We start from the raw sequence: 22,380 nt of genomic DNA on the forward strand, positions 1-22,380 counted from the left end.
GTGTCCTTAAGGTATATATGATAAAATAGAAATATGAAAATGATTATGAAAGTTACAAGGTGAAGGTCATGAAAAAAATATTGATCATCTTGAATCTATGCTTAATATCAATACCCCTTTTTTTCATATCATTACAGCAAGTTTATGCTGTTGATGAGCCAAATGTCTTATCACAACATAATCTAAATCCAACATTCTCACATCAAAGCGGTTTCTACGATGAAGCATTTTATTTAGAAATTTATCCTAAACCAAATACAATAGTATTTTATACACTAGATTCTTCAACACCCGATTTCAATTCAACACAATATGTTGAGCCTATATTGATTGAAGAACAGTGGATAGAAGCAACCGGAGATGAAGTGCTTATTCAAAGGGAAATTGATGGCCCTTCAGTCATCCCTGTTCCTCAATATCCCATTTCAATGATTAGAACTGGGTCACAAAGATGGATATCACCAAGAGAAGATATATTTAAAGCAACAGTCATTAAGGTGATAGCATATGATTATGAACAAAATGAAAGCAGTGTTCTAACGAACTCTTATTTTGTTACGAATAATGCAAGTGAAAAATATTCATTTCCAGTCATCTCAATATCAACAGATATTCATCATTTATTTGATTATGAGACAGGAATTCATATTCCAGGTATCCATTATGATCCTACCATTTCTGAAGTCGATAATAGTAATCGTACAGGAAATTACTATCAGACCGGCCAAGAATGGGAAAAACCTGTCTTTATTGAATATTTTGACGAAAATGGATCACTTCAGTTTTCACAAAATGCAGGGTTAAGGATCCATGGTAGTTTAAGTCGAAAATACCCATTAAAATCTTATCGGTTATACGCAAGAAATGAATATGATGATCAAGGGATGTTTAACTATCAGTTTTTTGATACTAAAGAACTTAACACATTTAAGAGAATTATATTAAGAAATGGTGGTCAAACCTATCAATATTCATTTTTTGGAGAAGCGGCTGCTCAAGCTTTACTAGAGCCACTTTCACTAGACATTCAATACAGCAAACCAGTTATTTTATTTCTAAATGGTGAGTATTTCGGTATTAGAAACTTAAGAGATCGTTATGACGACTGGTATTTAGAAACGCATTACGGAGTTGATCGCGATGATGTTACGATTCTAACAGGACATGCTGTTGTCCAAGATGGCAGTTCAAAAGGTAGTGTACATTATCAAAGCATGTATTCATATGCAACAAGAAGAGATATGTCAATACATAACAATTATGAATATATCAAAACCCAAATGGATGTCGATAACTTTATAGATTATTATATTGCAGAACTCTATTTTGGAAATGTCGATTGGCCTCAGAACAACGTCATGTATTGGCGTAAGAACGTCGCATATAATCAAGATGCTCCCTATGGTCATGATGGAAGATGGCGTTGGTTAGTTGTCGATATAGATGCAGGCTTTGGTGCGTCATGGGGCGGATATTATCCAGAAATCAATAGCTTTGAAAGAATTACAGGTGATTCTTGGAAGACTGGAAAATTATTTACTTCACTTTTAGAAAATAATCAGTTTAAAGCGAAATTCATTTACCGATTTATCGACTTATTAAGTACAACATTTAGCGCAGAAGTTGCTGCTGAGTTAGTACAAGATATGATCAATTTATATGCTCCTGAAATGCAAGACCATATTGATAGATGGGGTTATCCAACATCTTATAATACATGGATGATCTATGCGAATCGTGTCTTAACATTTGCACAAAATAGACCTGAAAATGTTTATCAACATCTATTAGAACATTATGACTTAGATCAAACGTATCAATTAACCATCGATGTTGATGAAACATTTGGTCATATTCAAGTTAACTCACTAGTTATTCCAGAAACAAGCTTTCCTTATCAGACATCCGTATTCGATGGTCTTCCAGTAACCTTAAAAGCATTACCAAAACCAGGATACCGATTTGTAGGCTGGTTTAATCATGATCAACATATTATGTCTAGCCGGAAAGAAATCATTTTACCTCTTTATGAAGACTTAAATCTTGTTGCTGCCTTTGAAGAGGGAGAAGAAATTGATGAAGGAACTCAACCACTCATGTACACTAATTTCATCATTTATAGTTCAATATTTACTTTAGGTTCTGTTTCAATATTAGTGTATTTGTTATATGATACAAAAAAACGAAAATTGTTTCCTTTTCATAGAAGTTAGTTTAGAAAGCGGTGGTATAGATGAAAGTAAAAGAACGCATAGCGAAAGCAAAAAGTACAATTAGTATTAGAATTTACAAAAGACCATTGATATATATTATCGTATTAATGGTTTTAATCAATTTATTCGTTTTAATCGTTGCCGCATTCATAGCATTAATGATTGATAGTAGTTACTCATCTTTTATTGATGCATTTGCAAATGGAAGTGTTAAGTGGATGTTATCTCCTAATGCTATTTTAACGATTGAAAACCCACAAACATTAGCTTTAGCAGTAGGCGTATTAATTACAGGTCTTATCTTGTTTTCAGGTACCATCATAGCCTTAACAACAAATGCAATTAAAGATTATGTGCAAAAGAAGAACTCTGGATCAGGTAAAATTAACTTAGATTATCATGTCGTTATTTTAAATTGGAACTCAAAAGTTCCTGAATTAGTGTCAGATTTACTATTTGTTGAATCTTCTGACGTGACAGTCATTATTCTAGCTGATATTGATAAAGATTATGCGGAAAAACAAATTGTTAATGCGATAGAGAAAACAAATCACCAAAAAAACATTAAACGGATTAATGTTTTAGTAAAATCTGGAGATCCATTATTAAGAACAAATCTTGAAGATATATCAATTGAAAATGCGAAAGCTATTTTAATTATGAATCCAGATCAGCATGAATCTGTAATCAAAGATATGACGAAAAGTGATTTGTTTGTTATTAAAAATGTTTTATCATTAGGACCCATTGAGTTTGTGAATAAACCACCCATTGTTGTTGAAATAAAACATATCGAAACGAAAGAAAAAATAGTGACTTTAGGAAAAGTCGTCAAGACATTACATGAGCATGATATCATGCCTATTTGCTTTGATAGAAGATTAGGACAAATTATTGCACAAACACTGATTGAAAATCATATTGAAGATGTTTATTTATCTTTATTTTCATTTAAGGGATCAGAGGTTTATGCTTTGAAAAATGTATCATTTGATGAGTGTCTTAAAGAACATTCACATGCGATTCCACTAGCAGAAATTGATGGGAAACTATTTGTTTTATCGCCTAACAATGCAATTAAGAATAAGAGATCTTCCCATCAATTCAAACCATTAAAACTTAAAACGTCGAAGCTAAATGAAAAAACAGATTTATCTATTTATATTATTGGGAAAAACAATAAACTCCAGTTTATCTTAGATTCATTTAAACAATATGAACTGATCCATGGTAGTCGTTTTCATGCTACATGGATTGATGAAAATGAGTTAGAAAAGTTAGTGAATCAACTGAATCAAACTCAGGAAAAATCGACGATATTACTACTAAGTCATGAGGATCAAGTTGAAGATTCACTAGATGCAAATGTGATACATAACCTAATATTTATTGAGGGTAAGTTGACAAATAAAAACACGCATATCATTGTTGAACTTCTTAACCCGAAAAATGATATAATCGTTAAAGGTTTTAGTATTAATAACACGATTATTTCAAATAAAATCATTTCTCTTTTATTAAGCAAATTGGCATTATTTGAAGAGACTGCTCCATTTTATGAAGAACTATTGACAATAGCTCCAAATGAAAATAATCAAGATAATCAATCGATTACCATCCATGAAGCCAAAACTTGTATTAAAGAAAAATTTCCAATCGTTTTCGAATCAAGAAAGCAATTGGCAGAATCTATTTATCAATCTTTTAATAAGCAATATATGATTATTGGATATTTTAGAAATCAAAGTCTCATCATTCTTGAAGGTGACCTACATATGAAGGAAATATGTGAATTACATGAAGACGATTTGTTAGTTATGATAAAGCTATAATATTTGTTATACTATAGTTGAATTGATAAGGAGATGATATCATGTCAATATACGATTACAAAGTGAGAACAGCAGAGCATAATGAGATTTCTATGAGTGATTATAAGGGCAAAGTGTTACTTATTGTTAATACAGCAACTAAGTGTGGGTTTACACCACAATACGAAGGTTTAGAAAAACTTTATGAAAAATATAATGATAAAGGTTTTGAAATCTTAGATTTTCCATCGAATCAGTTTATGAACCAAGCTCCTGGAACAGATCAAGAGCTTAAAGAATTTTGTCAATTGAACTTTGGAACCAAATTTCAAACATTTTCCAAGATTGAAGTTAATGGGAAAAATGCACATCCACTTTATAAGTTTTTAAGAGGGCAAATCAAAAATGATATGGTTGAAGAAGGATCAACAAGTTTTTTATCTAAAGTTTCAAAATCAGATAAAATCAAATGGAATTTTACTAAGTTTTTAGTGGACAAAGATGGAAAAGTTGTTCAAAGATTCTCCCCATCTTTTAGACCTGTAGACCTTGAAAATTACATTGAAGAACTCTTATAACCAAAGAAGAATTATCAACATAAGAGAGTGAAATCATTCGCTCTTTTTTGTTTTAATTTGAAAACTTTATAGACAATAGAAAAAAGAATCATTTCATGTAAGCGTTTTTCTCATCAGTCTTTCATATCACATAAATATGTGATAAAATAGATACAACAAATTAAAAGAAGACAAAGGGATTAAACATGAGAATAAAAAAACATCCGATTTTAACATTTCCCGAAAGGGAAGAAATTAGCTTTATTTTTGAAGGTAAAAACGTTATAGGATATCAAGGTGACACCATTGCATCAGCACTTCATGATCTGGATATAAAGACCTTGAGTTATAGCATAAAATTAAACCGTCCTCGTGGTTTTTATTGTGCTATAGGTAACTGTGCATCTTGTAATATGGTTGTCAATGGGAAACCTAATGTTAGAACATGTATAACACCTTTAAAAGAAAATATGACCGTAGAAAGACAAAAAAATAAGGGGGTCTTGAAATGATACATAAAGATCTCATTATCATTGGTGGAGGACCATCAGGTTTATGTGCAGCAAAGACTGCACTAGAAGCAGGTGTGAAAGTTTTAATTATTGATCGTAGTCCTGAATTAGGAGGTCAGTTGGTTAAACAAACACACAAGTTTTTTGGTTCGAAAAGTCAATATGCTAAAACACGAGGTTTTGATATTGCAAAAAAACTGATCAAGGATTTAGAAAATCAACCCAATCTAGAAATATTAAAAAATACGACAGTTGTCGGATTGTATCCAAATAACGTTGTTACTGTATATGATGATCACAATTATGTTAGATATCAGAGTCGTGCAGTGATTGTTGCTACAGGAGCAAGTGAAAAATTCTTAGCCTTTGAAAACAATGATTTACCAGGGATATACGGTGCTGGTGCTATTCAAACTTTAATGAACAACTATGGAGTTTTACCAGGTTGTGAAGTTGTTATGGTAGGTAGTGGTAATATTGGATTAATAGTTTCATATCAACTGTTACAAGCAGGTGTTAAAGTTAAGGCAATCGTAGAAGCAGCACCAACGATTGGTGGATATAAAGTTCACGCTTCTAAAATTAGAAGATTAGGTATTCCAATTTTAACATCAACAACAGTTAAGAAAGCTATCGGAAAAGATGCAATTGAAGCTATCGAAACAGTTAAATTAGATGAGAAATGGCAAGAAATACCGAATACGAGTGAGATGATAACTGTGGATGCATTGTGTATATCAGTTGGCTTGTCACCAATGCACCAACTCATTTCAATGATTAATGCGAAAACAAAGTTTATTCCTGAATTAGGTGGTTTTGTTCCAGTAATTGACCACCACCATAGAACATCTGTACCATCGGTTTTTGTTTGTGGAGACGCTGTTGGCATTGAAGAAGCGAGTTCTGCAATGATGGAAGGTTATTTGACTGGACTCTATGTTGCTCAAGACCTTGGTCTTCAGCATCCGAATGAAAAAGAACTGATAACCTTATATGAAGAACAACTTAATATGTTAAGAGATGGTCCATTTGGTATTAAGACCAAAATAGGATTAGCGAAGTTGAGGGAGGATGAAACATATGCTGAATAAGACAGGCATTCCGTCAAACGAACAGGTTTTATCAAGATTTCCAGAAAATAAAGCATTGCTGAAACCAAAAGCAATTTTAGAATGTTATGAAGATATCCCTTGTAATCCATGTAGCACAAGTTGTCCATTTGATGCAATTGAAATTGGACCTAATATCAATGTACAACCAAAACTTGTTGTAGAATCATGTACAGGTTGTGGTTTATGTGTTCCAAGTTGCCCTGGTCTAGCAATCGTTATTGCTCAAATCAGAGGAAATGAAGCAGTATTTAAAGTCCCTTATGAATTCTTACCACATCCAACCAAAGGTGATGTATGGTATGGCGTAAATCGCAGTGGTGATGTTATCTGTGATGCACAAGTAGAACATGTATTGCTAACGAAAAATCAAGATCATACTGCAGTAATTACAGTTTCTGTTCCTGTAGAGTATTTACATGATTTTGTAACAATTAGAGGTAAAGATGAATAAAAAAGATATTATTATTTGCCGTTGTGAAGACATCACCTTACAACAAATTCATGATTTTTTAGATCAAGGATATACAACTTTTGAAGATATGAAAAGATTACTTAGAGTTGGAATGGGACCTTGTCAAGCAAATACATGTGGACATTTGGTACAAAGAGAAATTAGTAGACATTTAAATATACCTATAAAAGATGTTCCTATTCATAAAGTTAGACCAATGATTACAGGTGTTCCACTTGGTAAAATAGCTGAGGATCAAGAAGATGAAAACTAATCTATTAATTATCGGAGCTGGCATCAGCGGAGTCAGTATTGCTTATAATCTTGCAAAAAAAGGTTTTAAAGGTATCCATGTTGTTGATCAAGGTTATTTTACTAATGGTGCTACAGGACGTTGTGGTGCTGGAGTTAGACAACAATGGGGAACCAAAATGAATTGTATTTTGGCAAAGAAAAGTATGGAGTTTTTTGCCAAAGCTGAAGAAATATTAGAATATGATGGGAATCTTGAGTTCAAGCAAGAAGGATACTTAATGCTTGCTACAACGAAGGAAGAACATGATCAGTTTAGTCAAAATGTAAAATTACAAAATGAATTAGGCATTCCTTCAAAACAATTAACAAAAGAAGAAGCATTAAAGATCGTTCCACACTTAAACCCTGATGCATTTATTAGTGCAACCTTTTGTCAAACAGATGGTCATTTGAATCCTTTTAAAATGACTGAAGCTTATTATTTGGCTGCTAAAAAATTAGGAGTTACCTTTTCATTTTTTGAAAAAGTGATTGATATCATCACAGAAAATAAAAAAATTAAACAAGTTATCACTGACAAAAATGTATATGATACATCAAAAGTAGTGAATGCTGCTGGTGGTTATTCAAAAGAAATAGGAGATATGGCTGGTGTTGAAATACCAGTATACTCAGAAAATCATGAAATACTAGCAACTGAACCGATTGAAAAAATCCAAGGACCTATGGTGATGTCATTTTCAAAAAATATCTATTGCCAACAAGTTCCTCATGGAGCATTTTTAATGGGAAGAAGTCATCCAAATGTAGAAAAAGGACATAGTACTGAATCAACATGGGAGTTTTTAGACCACATGTCTAAGACCGTTGTTGATATTATGCCTATTATCGGCAATTTAAGAGTAGTTAGACAATGGGGGGGTTCATATAACATGTCCCCAGATCGTCAACCTATTATTAGTGACACCGACCAACTAGAAGGGTTTTACATGGCTTGTGGATTTAGTGGACATGGCTTTATGTTCGCTCCAATGACAGGTTTATTACTTAGTGAGATGATTTTGAATGAAAAAACTACGATTGACATGGCACCATTAAAAATTGATCGCTTTAAAAATGCAGATCAATTTCACGTCGAAAAGTCAGTCGTCTAAAAAAAGGAGAGATATTATGGCTATATATACGTATAAAACAGAACCGCTTACAGATTTTAATCAACCCGAGAATATTAAAAAATATGAACAAGGGTTGAAAATAGTTTCAAATTACTTAGGTAAAACATATGATTTAATTATTGGAGGAAAAAGAATTAAGACAGATAAACAAGTCAAATCGATTAATCCATCAAATCATAGAGAAGTTATTGGAACCATCTCACAAGCATCTCTTGAAGATGCAGACAAAGCAATTCAAGTAGCACTTGATACATTTGAGACATGGAAAGATGTTAAGGCAGAAGTTAGAGCTGATGTTTTGTTTAAAGCTGCAGCGATTATCAGAAGAAGAAAATTCGAGTTTAGTGCTTTAATGACAAAAGAAGCAGGCAAACCTTGGGGTGAAGCTGATGCTGATGTTGCTGAAGCAATTGACTTCTTAGAATATTATGGCAGACAAATGCTTGAATTAGAAACTATTGACCGTGTTGTTTTAAGCAGAAGAAACCTTGAAAGAAATGAGTATAAGTATATTCCTTTAGGTGTTGGTGTCGTTATTGCTCCATGGAACTTCCCACTTGCTATATTAGTTGGTATGACAACTGCAGCAGTCGTGACTGGGAATACTGTTTTATTAAAACCAGCAAGTACGACTCAAGTTATTGCATATAAGTTTATGGAAGTACTAGAAGATGCTGGATTGCCCCATGGCGTTGTTAATTTCGTTCCTGGAAGTGGATCTAAAGTCGGTAATCACATGGTAAATCATCCAAAAGTTAGATTTATATCCTTTACAGGCAGTAAAGGTGTGGGTATACAAATTTATGAAAAAGCAGCTAAAGTTCAACCAGGACAAATTTGGTTAAAACGTGTAATTGCTGAAATGGGTGGAAAAGATGCGATTATTGTTGATCAAGAAGCTGATCTTGATTTAGCAGCAGAATCTATTGTTAAATCAGCTTTCGGTTTTAGTGGACAAAAATGTAGTGCATGTTCAAGAGCAATCATTCATCAAGATGTCTACGATGTTGTTTTAGAAAAAATGATTAAGTTGACAAAAGAATTGACTGTTGGCAATCCGGAACTAAGTCAAACATTTGTCGGACCCGTAAATGACCATTTAGCTTTTGGGAAGATCACTTCATATTTTGAGGTTGGAGCAAAAGAAGGCAGATTAGTTGCTGGTGGTAAAGCAGATCAATCTACTGGATATTTTATTGAACCAACAATTTATGCTGATGTTAAACCAGATGCCAGACTGATGCAAGAAGAAATTTTTGGACCGATATTAGCAGTTTGCAAAGTGAAATCATTTGATGAAGCACTTGAAGTTGCTAACAATACGGAATATGGCTTAACAGGAGCAGTTATTTCTAAGAATCGTATGAATCTAGAAAGAGCAAGAAAGGAATTCCATGTTGGAAATCTTTATTTAAATCGTAAATGTACAGGAGCTATTGTTGGTTACCAACCATTTGGAGGTTTTAATATGAGTGGAACCGATTCTAAGGCTGGTGGACCTGATTATTTAGTCTTACACATGCAAGGTAAGACAGTTTCAGAAACCTTTTAAATAACACTATATAAAGAAAAGGTGAGCACTTGATTGAAGTGCTCACCTTTTTTTACTAGAAGTATCGATGTCTTAAACTGTTTAGAAATACGGTTGCTACAAGTAAATCTGCAGAACCACCAAAACTTAAATTTCGCTTAATTGCATATTGTGTAAATTGTCTGACTTGAGAAAGATTGCTAACATCAAGGGAAGCGAACATATGCTTAATTTTTTCATATTCACTTAATGACTTAGCTCTTTTTAAGAGTACAGTATCTTGAGTGTTGATAATCAAATGTTTTAATGCGTTCCTTAACACTTTAGGATCTGCTATATCTTGCTCGCCAATTAATTCAAGTGTTGATCGAATCGATGGAAATCCCGAATAAGCTTCGCCACGAACACCTGTGATTTTATACTCTTGATATGCTTCTTTACCAAAGGTTACCAAGTTCATGTCATTGAACTCGCCAAGTAATCCAAAAGACATGGATCGAATATTATCAAAAATCTTATCAAAACTTTGATGTCTAGCGAGTGCATAACCTGTTGCTAGCAAGGTTAATCCCATAACAAAGATTAAACCTTTATAACAGTTAACACCTTTCGTGACTTGAAGCATTTCATCTTCAGCTGCAATCCCTATGTATCTTGAAGCATCAAGCAAACTAACCAGTTCTTCAGCCTCGTATCCAATATTAAAAATTTGGATAAAATAAGGCATAATAACGTTTTTAGCTTTAACCATTAAATCGTAGTCCATGTCTTGATGAGAACCACTAGATGTTTTCGTAACTAATCCAAATTTTTCGTCTAGTTCAAGTTCAGCTAAAATGGCATAATTAAGAGTTCTTTTTATTTCTTCTACGATATAGAAGTTAAGGTTTAATTTGATATGTTGAATAAGTTTAGGAATCGAGTGTGTCATATTTCTTGAACATATATGAGCATCTTTTCCACAAATAAAACATTTACGATTTGCTTTTTTTAAATCAAATCTTGACAAAGAGACTTGCTCAGAAATATATAAATCTAAATCTATGTATCTCCCTAATGGATGTTTATCTTCGATACTGACTAACTCTTTTTTTATTTCTAGACCATCATCACCTTTTACAGAAAATAAAACATAAGGGCCATCCGCACTTTTCATATAAATAATCTCTTGGCTTTCAAGTTCGCCACGAAGCTCGTTTAAGAACAAGCGCACCAGTAGATGCGCTGCATTTATGTTTTTATTTGGCCCAGGAATGTTCGCTTTAATTGTAATAACAAACGATTGATTACGTCTAATCATTTGTCGAACATACAAGACTCTATACTCACGTGCTCTTAAAATTTCATTCATTCAAAAATAGTGCCTTCCCTTTTGCAGATTTTAAAAACTTATAAGTCGGTTGAGGAACATACTGTTTTAACTCCTCGAATTTTTTTTCTTTTGCAAGTTTACGAATGAGTGAGGCACTTATTATTTTATCATCTTTTTCATATCTCTCTACCTTTATAAGTCTATCTTTTAAAAGACGTTCCATCGTTTCGTTATATGTGTTCGTTGTTTCATCAAAAGGTTCTGTACCCACATAACGATAATTGATTCCGAATATTTCCATAAAATATGTTTGAAAAATATGAATATCTAGATCCATATATATCCTAGATGCATCGCTTAACTCCTTTAAAAAGTAGGTAGGAAAAGTAGCAGAAGAGATGATATATGGTGTCGAAGGAACAATACTAACATTCTTAAGATGTCTTGTAGATGCTTTAAGAAGATTATATCTTGTTTTAAAAGGAAAAATAGATAAATCTTCTTCAACAAGAAAAATTATGACTTGATCATTTTCTTTAGCGCATGTTTCAATTAAGTATAGATGCCCGAGCGTGACAGGATTGCAATTCATAACAATTGATGCTGTTCTGCCGGGTCTTAAGTTTAATCTCGATTTAATACTGTGAAGCTTTTCATCAATAGGTTCAAAACTGTTTTCTAGCATGACTATATCTTGATTTTCATAGATGAATGAAAAATGATAATTTAAAAAATACAATTTACTTTGAGGTGTTGTAAATAAAAAATATTTATTAATCTTTTTCTCACTTAGAATTTGAATCAAATGCGTCATAATAATATCAGTAAGATTACTGCTTTTATATGATGAATCAACAGCAATCATTTTGATGACATTTTTGTATAATGAACCTGTTGCAACCATTTTGTGTTCATCATAAATACCGATGGTTGTATCGACATAATCATCAACAGATAATCCATTTTCTAGAAGTAGTGTTTTCGCATCATTTTTTTCATGCTCTAAAAGACACTCTACGAATTTATAATTCATGTGATTGTCCTCGCACTTGGTAAATACTATCAATGATTGATCCATCACGATATCTTACAAGACCAATGACTCGTTTTTCAAGTTCTATGTTCTTAGGGACTCCAGTGATGCGCATTGCTTGTTGGTAAAGTTGTTCAATAGATACAATTTTTAATTTTGAATACTTTAATTTAGCCATCAAATCTTGACGTTTTGGATTGATTGCAATACCTCGTTCAGTGACTAGACAATCAATCGACTCACCAGGAGTCGTCACTGTCGTCACTATTTCTTTAACCATGGATGTTCTTGATTTAATTAAATTTGTTGTAATAACAGTAAGTTTAGCTCCATAGGCAGTATCTGAGTGGCCACCACTACCACCAATAATATTTCCATGTGAATCTGTTGTCACATTGACGTTAAAATCTAAATCAATTTCGGTTGCTCCTAAAATAACAACGTCTAATTGGTTAACAATAGGATTGTCTTCATAAGGGTTTCCGTACTCTGATGCAGTCATAAAGTGATGATTTTTATTGTTTTTATAAGATTCAACAGCTTCTAAATCAAAGCATTGAACATCGTATAGTTTTTTAAATAAACCGATTTGATGCATTTCTACAAGAAAACTTGTGATACCTCCAGAAGCAAAACTCCCTTGTATCTTTTTTATTAACATTTTCTTTTTAACTTCTTGAGCAACCGCTAGACTTGTACCCCCAGCCCCGGTTTGAAAAGTCATATTATCTTTAATATAACCAAGTTCTTCAATAAGTTGTGCGGTATCTTTAGCTATTTTTAGTTGCACTGGATCTTTTGTTGGTTTCGTTGTTCCTGAGACAATGCCTTCAGCTTCACCAATTTGATCAACTTGTATGACATAGTCTACATATTTTCCATCAATATCATTTTGAGTGACTTGATGAACTAAATGATCAGTCACGACAACTTTTTGCTTAGCATAGTGTAAATCAGAAATCGCATACCCTAAAGTTCCACAAGCACTCTTTCCTTCTATTCCATTACCATTACCATCTTTGTCAGAAGTAGGTACTGCAATAAATGCCACATCAATAACTAATTCTCCAGATTCAATTGCTCTTGGTCGTCCTCCATGTGAGTCCATCACACATAAATCTTTTAAATACCCTTGACTAATTGCATCTGCGACAGGTCCATTTAAGTAGTTGGTATAAATTTTAACGATGTTACCACGTTTAATTAAATCTACCATAGGCTGATGAATAGGAAAAATAGAACTTGGTGCTAAAATCATATCCTTTAAGTCTCTTTTTTTGATTTCTTCTAAAACCATATTTAAAACATCATCACCATTACGCAAATGATGATGAAAAGATAAAGTCATTCCATTTTTAATACTTAGTTTATCAAAGAGAACTGAAAGATTTGAAATAAGTTTATCTTTGTTTTTTGATAAAGTTTTTGGAATTGTTTTTCTTTGATTTGATTTAATGATGGTGTCTGCACCTTGATAAGGAGTGTAACCATCAGGGACTAATCGATTTAAACTGTTTTTCATAATGCTCCTATAACAAGTTCCACTTTTCAGCTTTCTCAAGCAATTTCTTTGCTCGATAAATAATCGGTTTATCAATCATTTTTCCATCAACTGAAAAAGCACCTTTGTTTTCTTTAATGGCTTGGACTTCAGCTTTTAAAACTTTTTGTGCATACAAAATTTCTTCACGACCTGGCGAAAAGACTTCATTGACAATATCAATTTGTAAAGGGTGAATGCAAGCTTTTGCATTCATGCCTAAAGATTTTGCAAGTAATGAATCTTCTTTCAGTGCTATTTCATCATCTACATGAGTAAATGGTGTATCAATTGCATCTATTTGATTTGCTTTAGCAACTAAAATGACAAGGCTACGTGCTAAAAATATTTCTTGTCCACTTTGAGTTCTTTCAACCTCAAGATCAGTTGCTAAATCTTCAGCACCTAATAAAAGTCCATTGACTCGATCTATTTTCGCAATTTCACTTGCTTCAAGCACAGAAGAAGCTGATTCAATAATCGGTATAATACCTATTTTTTTATTCAATTTTTTCTTACGTTCCATTCTTTTTAAGAAATGTGATAAAGTTAATGTCGTTTTTACATTTGCCTTTGGAAGCATGATGGTATCAATACGGTTATCTATCATAAATTCTAAGTCTCTAAAACCTAGTTTAGTATCTAACCCATTGATTCTTATAATGACTTCTAAGGTATTAAAGTGAGTTGTATTCAAATATTGGTCTAAAAGATGTAATGCTGCATCTTTTTCTGATAGAGTTACAGCATCTTCAAGATCAAAGATAACTCCATCAGATGCAAAAATATCAGCATTTTGTAACATTGCTGGTGAATTTGCTGGAATAAATAAAAGACTTCTACGCATGGTCTTCCTCCATTCTTTCAATCGCAGTGATTAATCTAGCCCTAATCGTATAGTCAAGAGCACCTTTATCTTGGATATGAACATGCACATTATGCATCTTCATCTCTTTTAAAGTATCTTGAATGACTTTTTCGATTTGGTCTTTAAATTGATCATAGACGATACTTTCAATATCAATTTTGGTTTCATGATTTTTTTTGATTGTAATAAGACAATCATTAGATTCAATTGTACCGCAAGATGCAATTTTCATTTGACCACCTATTTTCTTGAGTTAATTAAGGCAATAACTCTTTCCATCATATTTTTTACAATCATAAATCCACCATCAACATCCATACCAGGTTTAGCAAGGCAAAGATCGGCATGACATGCCATTGCTACACTTGTTGTAGCTTCAGCTGATATGTTGGTTTCATTACACGTACCACCGCAATATGCTCCAACACCAGCATTTTTGCAATATAGTATTGCTTCAGCGATGTTGTTTAATCCACCTAAGTCTGGTGTTTTAATTTGTAAAACATGTCCAGCTTTTTGATCTGCGAAGTATTTAATATCTTCTAATGTGTTACACCATTCATCAGCAACAATTTCAACCCCAATGTTCTCATCATCTAATCTTTTAGTGATTTCTTTTAACGCTAGCATCGTACCTTCACGGTCACCTGTATCAATAGGACCTTCTAATCTTATTTTAAACGGAAAAGCTGTTTTTTCCAAATCTTTACAGTAATCAATGATTCTATCAATATTTTGGTTAAATGCAATACCAATTGTTCCATAGACATCGACGTGAAGAATTGGCGCATAATCTTCTTTTAATCTTTTGCTGATGATTCGGTTTCTAATCCATGAAATATACTCGAGTAGTATTTCTCCATTATAACCTAACTTTTCTTTTACATTATTAATTAAAGCATGAGGCATAGAGTCAACTTCTTTTAAAATCATTTTATCAACATTCGTAAAACGATCATCTCCAGTTTGAGCAAATATAGGAACACGTTCGATTGTTTGATAAGAAGCATTGTATTCATCTCTAATAATTTCAACCATTGTTTTTTTATTCGCAACTGCTACTGCATTTAACAATGCTTGAGTAATACCATAACGGATAGCAGTATGTGTTCTATGACCATCAATTTCGAATTGATCGTATTTTTCTGCTAAAGGTTTAAAGGTAGATAAATCCTCACCAATCAAATGAGGAATCATATATTTTTGAATTTTAGGTATATAATCGTCAGCAAGAAAAAGTGGATCTCTACCTCCAGCACCTGAATATTGAACTGCTGCACAATCACCAACAGCTACACTGTCATCATCTAAAATAATTTGAACAGAAATAGCTTCACCAGGTACTCTAATTTGAGTAAATCCATCTGTTAATGCTTCTCCATCATACATAAAACCATCATGTGCAGCATCTTTTTTAATTGCACGTTGATCATCAAAATAAAAACCAGTATAAGACTTTGTTAAAATGACATTTTTTATTTTCATATTAATGATTACTTCCTATTTTTGGTCTGCCAATCAATTGTCCGTTGCTAACTGCATAAATATCGTCGACAGTCATTTGGAATGTTATTGGTCTTCCCTCAGCTTTCGCCCTTTCATCTAGTTTTGATTTATGAAATTCTTTGATATCTTGTGTCATGCCTAAGTTGCCGAATTCAAGAATACGAACGCAGCCCTCATTATCTCTTGCTGGAAGTATTTTATTCATGTTTTGTTTACTTGGTGCAAAAGGAACGTCAATAACGCCTAACTCAAATGCTTTGATAGCGCCAACAGCAACATCTCCTTGTCCAAGTTCAAAGACCATCTTCATTAAACATTCAACTTCTTTTCTAATTTGTTTTTTCTCAAGTTTTAATGGAGTTGAAGTTTTCATTTTTTGGTCTTTTAATAAATTAACAACCATTTTAGAAGCTTTAATACCAACAGCATTAATTTCTTTTGTTGGAACACCTATTGATTCATAAGGTGTCTTCGTAATCATTTTGTTTGCACCTGCAAGTGCAGCAACAGTAGAAGCCATAGCAATTAATCCAGTAGCTGCAGATTCATCAGCAGGGAATCCTCCCATCCATTGATGGAAAACTGTTGTGACGACGACATCTTTATAATCTTGATCTTTTAAATACTCTTCACAAAGTTCTAATGCCATATGGATTGCAGCAACGTCTTGGATGACATTACCACATTGTCCATAACCAATGGTTATATTTTTAACACCTTGTTCAGCAGCAAGTAGTGCTTCGATGATACCAATGGTAATTGCAATTGATGGTGGAACTAATGTTCCAGTTAAAGGACCAAATGGCTCACGGTTTATATGAATACCATGATCTTCATAATATCCAACTAAACGATCACAATATTGCCAGTAATAAATAGAGTCAGCTAAAGATATATTTTTGGCATAAGGTAAGTTATAAGAAATACCGCCACCTTCATTTGAAGTCCAACCAGCAGCATGAATAATTTCTGCTAATAATCTTCCATCAGGTGTCCCATGTCTTGCTTGAAGTGGAACGTTAACTGCATCCAAAACATCTTTACATGCTTGAACCCCATGATTGACAATTGGAAATCCATTTAACAATGAACGCCCTTCTTTTTCACTAACTTTAATACCTTCTTCAGCTTCCTGATAACGATTATGTCTTGTATATGAATCAACTGTTGCAGGCAAAAAATCAGCACCAGCTGCATCTAAGTGGCGCATTAAATCAATATGTTCTTTTAATCGAGCAACTCCTGCTCTTGGTTGAATATAAGTTCTACCTTGATTTTTCGCTTCAATCAATTTTAAAGCAAAGTTTTTGTGTGGTGGAACTTTTTTTAGATTTTCGACAGCAACATCTAAATCTAATAATGGATCATTACCTGTTGGCCAAGATGATAGAACTTCTTTACGAACTTCTAGAAATTTTTCTAATGACCATTTTTTGTTTACAACTTGCATGATTTTTCTCCTAGATTTTTACAATATGTTTTTTCATGATTTTTAACGCTATTTCAGGGAAGTCCACCGAAAGAAGACCCATAGCAGATAAAATATAATCCTTATCTAATAAGTAATCTGGGTTACCCGGTCTAAGTTCCATGGGTTTAGATTCCGTTTTTGAAGCACGTTGTAATATTTTGATTGGATCTCTACTACTGATAATAACGCCACCAGTTCCAATAAAGTATTTAACACCTGTTAAGTCTTTACCCACTTGGTAGTACATAATCCCCATTGGTGTATAAACCCCTTTTAAAGTACCGATATGTCTTGATGTAGCAGTATCAACACATTTAGCTGCAATAATATCATCAACGATATAGTCATGATCAGATTCGGATATAAATTCAATATCTTCAAATCTTTTGGTTGCTTCCATGACGATGTCGATACCTTCTTTATTCCAGTGACTAATTTCTGCTGCACTCATTGATTGTAATACACCTAATGCTGAATAACGCATACCTAAATCACCTTCAACAGTTCGTTTAGCAAAAGGTTCTTCAAGCCCACTTAATAATGCATTCATTTGTGTGGGTAGGCCATCAGCCATTGAATAGATGTCTGTTGTTGCTCCACCTAAGTCAGCAATCATTAAATCTCCTAAGCCTTCTTCATCATCAAAACCTTTAGATAAAAGTTCTGCAGCCATTAAAACTGCATTTGGAGTTGGTAGAATAACACGGTCGATAATTTTTTCAACTTTTTTAATGCCTTTAGCCTCAATTATATTTTTAACAAAGACTTCTTTAATTTGATCTCTTGCACTATTAATGTTAAGAACGTTTAATCTTGGCATCACATTTTCGCATATATAAAAATCTTTTTTTGCAGCAGAAAGAATTTCAATAATCTCATCAGATGCATCCTTATTTCCAGCAAAAACGATGGGTGCTTTCACTTCGGATTTTGCAAGTTGTTTAGCGTTATGAATCACACACTCCTTGTTTCCTCCGTTCGCCCCACCGGCCAGTAATACGATATCGATTTTTTTATCTAATATGCTTTGTACTTCAGCATTGTTTATATTGTGTGATAAAACAAGTTCAACCTTTGCGCCAGCGCCTAGGCAAACTCGTGTTGCAGCTTCTGTTGTTAATTCCTCTACTAGTCCAATCGCAACCATTTTTAAACCGCCAGCAGCAGAAGAACAAGCAATCACTTTTTCAAATTCTATTTTCTCACCAATTTTTTGATATAAACGTTTTAATGCTTTATCATAGCCATCAATAATATTGGTGTCGACTGTAGTAATTGCTTTTGATGTTGCAATAATATCTTCTTTATCCAAATCAACGGCAGTTAATTTAGTGAAAGTTGAACCAAAATCTACCAATAAGTAGTTTCTCATGATGCGTCTCCTAAATCCAGTTTTATGGTATCGATTACATCATCGATCGTGATCCCAGGAGGGTAGACTCTGTTAAAACCCATATCTTTAAAGCGTTTCTCAACTTCTTTAAAATCTTGTTTTCCAACAACAATATTTCCCCCGACATATAATAATACATCATCTAAACCAGCTTCATTACACTTATCTCTCATTCCTCTACAGTCAAGTTCACCATGACCATATAAAGAAGAAACTAAAATTAAACGAGCTGATGTCTCAATCGCTGCGTTGATAAAATCTTCTTGAGACGATAACACTCCAACATTGACGACATTATATCCTTCACGTGTTAACGTATATTCGATGATTCGATTACCAACAGCATGAACATCAGCTCCAATAACTCCAATAACAATTGATTTCATTTTTTCCTCCGGTAGACACTCAAATTAGCGCATTTTTTGCAAAAAAAAGTAAAACGCTTACATACACTTGTATTTTAATACAATTAGAACAAAATTACAACAGTAAAAACTCGTTTTCTAAAGGTTTTGTGTTAAAGAATTTTAATGATATAATGAGATTGGGTGAAAACTATGCGAAATGTAGATGTAAGTCTTATAACTGATACAGTAAAAGAGTTAGCTTTAGATGCAAATTGCGATATCGGTGAATCGTTTATAGATAAGTTGAGAGAAGCTATAAAAAACGAGAAATCTGATATTGGGAAAAATGTTATGGAGCAAATAATTGAGAATGATGAGATTGCTTCTAAGACAAAAGAACCGATGTGCCAGGACACTGGTATGGTCGTTGTTTTTATGGAAATCGGATATGATGTCCATTTAAATGGTGATCTATATGATGCTGTTAATGAAGGTGTTAGACAAGCATATCATGAAGGGTTACTTCGTAAGTCAATTGTTAAACATCCTATTACACGTGGAAACACAAACGATAATACACCAGCAATCATTCATGTTAAGCTTGTATCTGGTGACAAAATAAAAATAACGCTAGCTCCAAAAGGAGCAGGTAGTGAAAATATGAGTTTAGTTAAAATGCTTATTCCATCAGATGGTGTTGAGGGTATTAAAAAACTTGTTTTGCACACAATCTTTTATGCTGGAGGAAAACCTTGCCCACCGCTTATTGTTGGTGTTGGGTTAGGTGGGAATTTAGAAAAGTCAGCATTATTGGCGAAAGAAGCAATTATGCGCGACTTAAACGATGTGAATCCTGACCCTGTTTTAGCAAAGTTGGAAAACGAATTATTAGAAGAAATTAATAAGTTAGGTGTAGGACCTATGGGATTTGGTGGATCAACAACAGCATTAGCTGTTAAAATTGCCTCTTATCCATGTCACATTGCCTCATTACCTGTCGCAGTAAATCTTCAATGTCATGCATCAAGACATAAAGAAAAAACGATTTAGGAGGCTATATATGAAATTAACAACACCAATTTTGGCAAAAGATATAGAAAATTTAAGGGCTGGAGATATTGTTTATATTTCTGGTACGGTTTATACAGGTAGAGATGCTGCACATAAAAGATTAGTAGAAACGATAGAACAAGGTAAGTCTTTACCTATAGATTTTTTAGGACAAGTTATTTATTATGTGGGACCAACACCAGCTAAAGAAAATCGACCAATTGGCTCATGTGGACCCACATCGAGTTATCGAATGGATGCTTATGCACTACCTTTAATGCAAAAAGGATTAAAGGTGATGATCGGTAAAGGCGATCGTAGTGATGAATTTATCATGCAAATGATTGATCAAAAAGGAGTTTATCTTCAAGCTATAGGTGGAACTGGAACTTTGTTATCTAGAAAAGTTAAAAAAAGTGAAGTTGTTTTATATCAAGACTTAGGACCAGAAGCCATACACAAATTAGAGGTTGAAGATTTTCCAGCGATTGTTACCTATGATATTTATGGGGGCAATTTAGTAAAAGATGAAGTTAAGAAGTATCAAACTATAGATATAGAATAAACCAATCCATTAATGTAAGGGGAAAATGCATGAAAATTGTAAAATTGATTATTAAGCTTTTCATAGGCGTTTTTTGTATTGTTGGACTTTTTATTGCTGTTTTAACGATTTTTGAATACCGACCTGATGATATTGAAGATGTGGATATCTTAAACAATAAAACACAAACTGTTTCATTAAACGAATCTTTAACTTTTATGACTTTTAATATTGGTTATGCAGGTCTTGGAAAAGATGAAGATTTTGTGATGGATGGTGGAAAAAGTGGAAGACCAGATAGTAAAGAGACTGTGTTAGAATATCTAGAAGGTATTCAGTCTATTTTGTCTGAGTATCAAGCAGATTTTTATTTACTTCAAGAAGTTGATCAAAAAGCTAGAAGAAGTTATTCTATTCAACAAGTTGAAAGCATTGCTGGACATTTAGGCGATGATTATAGTACACAGTTCGCTTACAATTTTAATGTTATGTTTGTTCCATTTCCAGTATCTTTTTCAGAACATATTGGTTATGTGAAAAGTGGACTAGCAACTTATGTCAATTTTGCAGTAGAGTCAAGTGAGCGACTTCAGTTTCCAGGTGCTTTTAGTTGGCCACTTCGGGTTGCTAACTTAAAAAGAGCGATGATGGTTTCATATCTAGATATCACTGATTCAGATAAACAGTTAGTTATCGTCAACCTTCATATGTCAGCATATGATGGTGACGGTTCATTAAGAGCACAAGAAATGGATTTCTTAAAAGCATTTATGGAAGCTGAATATGAAAAAGGAAATTATGTAATCGTTGGTGGAGATTTTAATCAAACATTTCCTGAAGCTGTCGGAGTTTATGAAGTCATTCAAGACTATTATGTTGCTTACCCAATTGAAGACAATTTCTTACCCAATGGGTTTTCATTTCAAGTTGATGTTACAACACCAAGTTGTAGATTACTAAATCAACCGTATGATCCTAATCATGAAAATACTCAATATTATATAATTGATGGATTTATCGTTTCAGATAATATAACTGTCGAAAAATACTTTGAGTCACAAGATACGAATCAAGCCGTTACACTTGATTTAGGTTTTGAGCATTCAGATCATAATCCTGTTGTAATGAAGATTAGATTGCTCCCATAGGAAAGAGGATATGATGATAGAGAAAAAGAAGTCAAGTCAAAAAATTTACGAATGTTCATTTTTAGAGTTATACGAAGACGAGGTCATCTTGTCAAATGAAAAAATAACACAAAGAGTCTATATTAAGCATCCTGGTGGCGCTGCTGTTTTGCCTATTAGAGAAGATGGGAAAATCATCTTAACAAAGCAATTCCGTTATCCTGTTGGACACATAACCATTGAAATTCCTGCTGGTAAAAAAGATGATAAAAATGAAAATGGTTTAACATGTGCAAAAAGAGAGTTGGAAGAAGAAACTGGTTATGTTTCTTCAAACTTTAAACATCTTTACACCCTTCATCCTTGTTTAGGTTATAGTGATGAGGCATTAGAAATCTTTATTGCATTTGATTGTATAAAAAAAGACAATCCAAGAGTTTCAGATGAAGATGAATTTATTGAAATATTATACTTAGATAAAGATGAGGTATCTACATTATTAAAAAGTCAATCCATCACTGATGGAAAGACATTAATAGCTTTGCAGCATTATCTTTTAAGCTACGAATAGG

At 33.2% G+C, this 22,380-nt stretch carries 22 protein-coding genes; 13 read left to right on the forward strand and 9 right to left on the reverse strand.

Going from position 1 to position 22,380, the window contains the following annotated elements:
* The first annotated feature begins 68 nt into the window (after nt 1-68).
* From QJ521_RS07295 to pruA, 9 genes are all read left to right on the forward strand, one after another.
* Nucleotides 69-2,213: a CotH kinase family protein gene (locus QJ521_RS07295; protein WP_282839797.1), complete on the forward strand. Its 2,145-nt coding sequence runs from the start codon at nt 69-71 to the stop codon at nt 2,211-2,213.
* Nucleotides 2,214-2,233: 20 nt separating this feature from the next.
* Nucleotides 2,234-4,045 (forward strand): hypothetical protein, encoded by a 1,812-nt coding sequence (locus QJ521_RS07300; protein WP_282839798.1) that lies wholly within the window; start codon nt 2,234-2,236, stop codon nt 4,043-4,045.
* Between the two features lie 41 nt (nt 4,046-4,086).
* Nucleotides 4,087-4,602: a glutathione peroxidase gene (locus QJ521_RS07305; RefSeq protein ID WP_282839799.1), complete on the forward strand. Its 516-nt coding sequence runs from the start codon at nt 4,087-4,089 to the stop codon at nt 4,600-4,602.
* A gap of 185 nt (nt 4,603-4,787) precedes the next feature.
* Nucleotides 4,788-5,093, forward strand: coding sequence for a (2Fe-2S)-binding protein (locus QJ521_RS07310; RefSeq protein ID WP_282839800.1), 306 nt, complete (start codon nt 4,788-4,790; stop codon nt 5,091-5,093).
* Entirely contained in the window at nt 5,090-6,184 is a 1,095-nt protein-coding gene (locus QJ521_RS07315; protein WP_282839801.1) for an NAD(P)/FAD-dependent oxidoreductase, read from the forward strand. The genes QJ521_RS07310 and QJ521_RS07315 overlap by 4 nt, the downstream gene beginning before the upstream one ends.
* Complete coding sequence (locus tag QJ521_RS07320) at nt 6,174-6,656, forward strand: 4Fe-4S binding protein (protein ID WP_282839802.1); 483 nt, start codon at nt 6,174-6,176, stop codon at nt 6,654-6,656. Before QJ521_RS07315 ends, QJ521_RS07320 begins: the two co-directional genes overlap by 11 nt.
* Nucleotides 6,649-6,930: a (2Fe-2S)-binding protein gene (locus QJ521_RS07325; protein ID WP_282839803.1), complete on the forward strand. Its 282-nt coding sequence runs from the start codon at nt 6,649-6,651 to the stop codon at nt 6,928-6,930. The genes QJ521_RS07320 and QJ521_RS07325 overlap by 8 nt, the downstream gene beginning before the upstream one ends.
* Nucleotides 6,920-8,065 (forward strand): NAD(P)/FAD-dependent oxidoreductase, encoded by a 1,146-nt coding sequence (locus QJ521_RS07330; protein ID WP_282839804.1) that lies wholly within the window; start codon nt 6,920-6,922, stop codon nt 8,063-8,065. Before QJ521_RS07325 ends, QJ521_RS07330 begins: the two co-directional genes overlap by 11 nt.
* Nucleotides 8,066-8,081: 16 nt before the next feature.
* Nucleotides 8,082-9,638, forward strand: coding sequence for an L-glutamate gamma-semialdehyde dehydrogenase (gene pruA, locus QJ521_RS07335; protein ID WP_282839805.1), 1,557 nt, complete (start codon nt 8,082-8,084; stop codon nt 9,636-9,638).
* A 55-nt stretch (nt 9,639-9,693) separates the two neighbouring features.
* Here pruA and citX read toward each other — a convergent pair whose 3' ends face one another.
* The 9 genes from citX to glmS are packed head-to-tail and all read right to left on the reverse strand — an operon-like array spanning nt 9,694 to nt 19,126.
* Nucleotides 9,694-10,968: a citrate lyase holo-[acyl-carrier protein] synthase gene (gene citX, locus QJ521_RS07340; RefSeq protein WP_282839806.1), complete on the reverse strand. Its 1,275-nt coding sequence runs from the start codon at nt 10,966-10,968 to the stop codon at nt 9,694-9,696.
* Nucleotides 10,961-11,962, reverse strand: a complete 1,002-nt coding sequence (locus tag QJ521_RS07345; RefSeq protein WP_282839807.1) for an adenylyltransferase/cytidyltransferase family protein — start codon at nt 11,960-11,962, stop codon at nt 10,961-10,963. Before QJ521_RS07345 ends, citX begins: the two co-directional genes overlap by 8 nt.
* On the reverse strand, nt 11,952-13,484 hold the full coding sequence (gene citF / locus QJ521_RS07350; protein ID WP_282839808.1) for a citrate lyase subunit alpha: 1,533 nt from the start codon (nt 13,482-13,484) through the stop codon (nt 11,952-11,954). Before citF ends, QJ521_RS07345 begins: the two co-directional genes overlap by 11 nt.
* Before the next feature lie 7 nt (nt 13,485-13,491).
* Nucleotides 13,492-14,349: an HpcH/HpaI aldolase/citrate lyase family protein gene (locus tag QJ521_RS07355; RefSeq protein ID WP_282839809.1), complete on the reverse strand. Its 858-nt coding sequence runs from the start codon at nt 14,347-14,349 to the stop codon at nt 13,492-13,494.
* Complete coding sequence (citD, locus tag QJ521_RS07360; protein ID WP_282839810.1) at nt 14,342-14,602, reverse strand: citrate lyase acyl carrier protein; 261 nt, start codon at nt 14,600-14,602, stop codon at nt 14,342-14,344. The genes QJ521_RS07355 and citD overlap by 8 nt, the downstream gene beginning before the upstream one ends.
* A gap of 8 nt (nt 14,603-14,610) precedes the next feature.
* A complete protein-coding gene (locus QJ521_RS07365; RefSeq protein WP_282839811.1) occupies nt 14,611-15,855 on the reverse strand; it encodes a methylaspartate ammonia-lyase in 1,245 nt (414 codons plus the stop codon).
* Between the two features lies 1 nt (nt 15,856).
* The gene (locus tag QJ521_RS07370; protein ID WP_282839812.1) at nt 15,857-17,326 is read right to left on the reverse strand and encodes a methylaspartate mutase subunit E; all 1,470 of its coding nucleotides are present in this window, start codon (nt 17,324-17,326) and stop codon (nt 15,857-15,859) included.
* Nucleotides 17,327-17,336: 10 nt separating this feature from the next.
* Nucleotides 17,337-18,719 carry a methylaspartate mutase accessory protein GlmL gene (glmL, locus tag QJ521_RS07375; protein WP_282839813.1) on the reverse strand — a complete coding sequence of 461 codons (1,383 nt, stop codon included), beginning with the start codon at nt 18,717-18,719 and terminating at the stop codon, nt 17,337-17,339.
* Nucleotides 18,716-19,126 (reverse strand): methylaspartate mutase subunit S, encoded by a 411-nt coding sequence (glmS, locus tag QJ521_RS07380; protein ID WP_282839814.1) that lies wholly within the window; start codon nt 19,124-19,126, stop codon nt 18,716-18,718. Before glmS ends, glmL begins: the two co-directional genes overlap by 4 nt.
* A 171-nt stretch (nt 19,127-19,297) precedes the next feature.
* Here glmS and QJ521_RS07385 point away from each other — a divergent pair, with 171 nt between their 5' ends.
* The 4 genes from QJ521_RS07385 to QJ521_RS07400 are packed head-to-tail and all read left to right on the forward strand — an operon-like array spanning nt 19,298 to nt 22,379.
* Entirely contained in the window at nt 19,298-20,137 is an 840-nt protein-coding gene (locus tag QJ521_RS07385; RefSeq protein WP_282839815.1) for a fumarate hydratase, read from the forward strand.
* A 10-nt stretch (nt 20,138-20,147) separates the two neighbouring features.
* A complete protein-coding gene (locus tag QJ521_RS07390; RefSeq protein WP_282839816.1) occupies nt 20,148-20,702 on the forward strand; it encodes a Fe-S-containing hydro-lyase in 555 nt (184 codons plus the stop codon).
* A 29-nt stretch (nt 20,703-20,731) separates the two neighbouring features.
* Nucleotides 20,732-21,829: an endonuclease/exonuclease/phosphatase family protein gene (locus QJ521_RS07395; RefSeq protein WP_282839817.1), complete on the forward strand. Its 1,098-nt coding sequence runs from the start codon at nt 20,732-20,734 to the stop codon at nt 21,827-21,829.
* A 13-nt stretch (nt 21,830-21,842) separates the two neighbouring features.
* Complete coding sequence (locus QJ521_RS07400) at nt 21,843-22,379, forward strand: NUDIX domain-containing protein (protein WP_282839818.1); 537 nt, start codon at nt 21,843-21,845, stop codon at nt 22,377-22,379.
* The last annotated feature ends 1 nt before the right edge of the window (nt 22,380 follow it).

Source organism: Peloplasma aerotolerans (assembly GCF_030012175.1).
Lineage (GTDB): Bacteria > Bacillota_I > Bacilli_A > Acholeplasmatales > Acholeplasmataceae > Peloplasma > Peloplasma aerotolerans.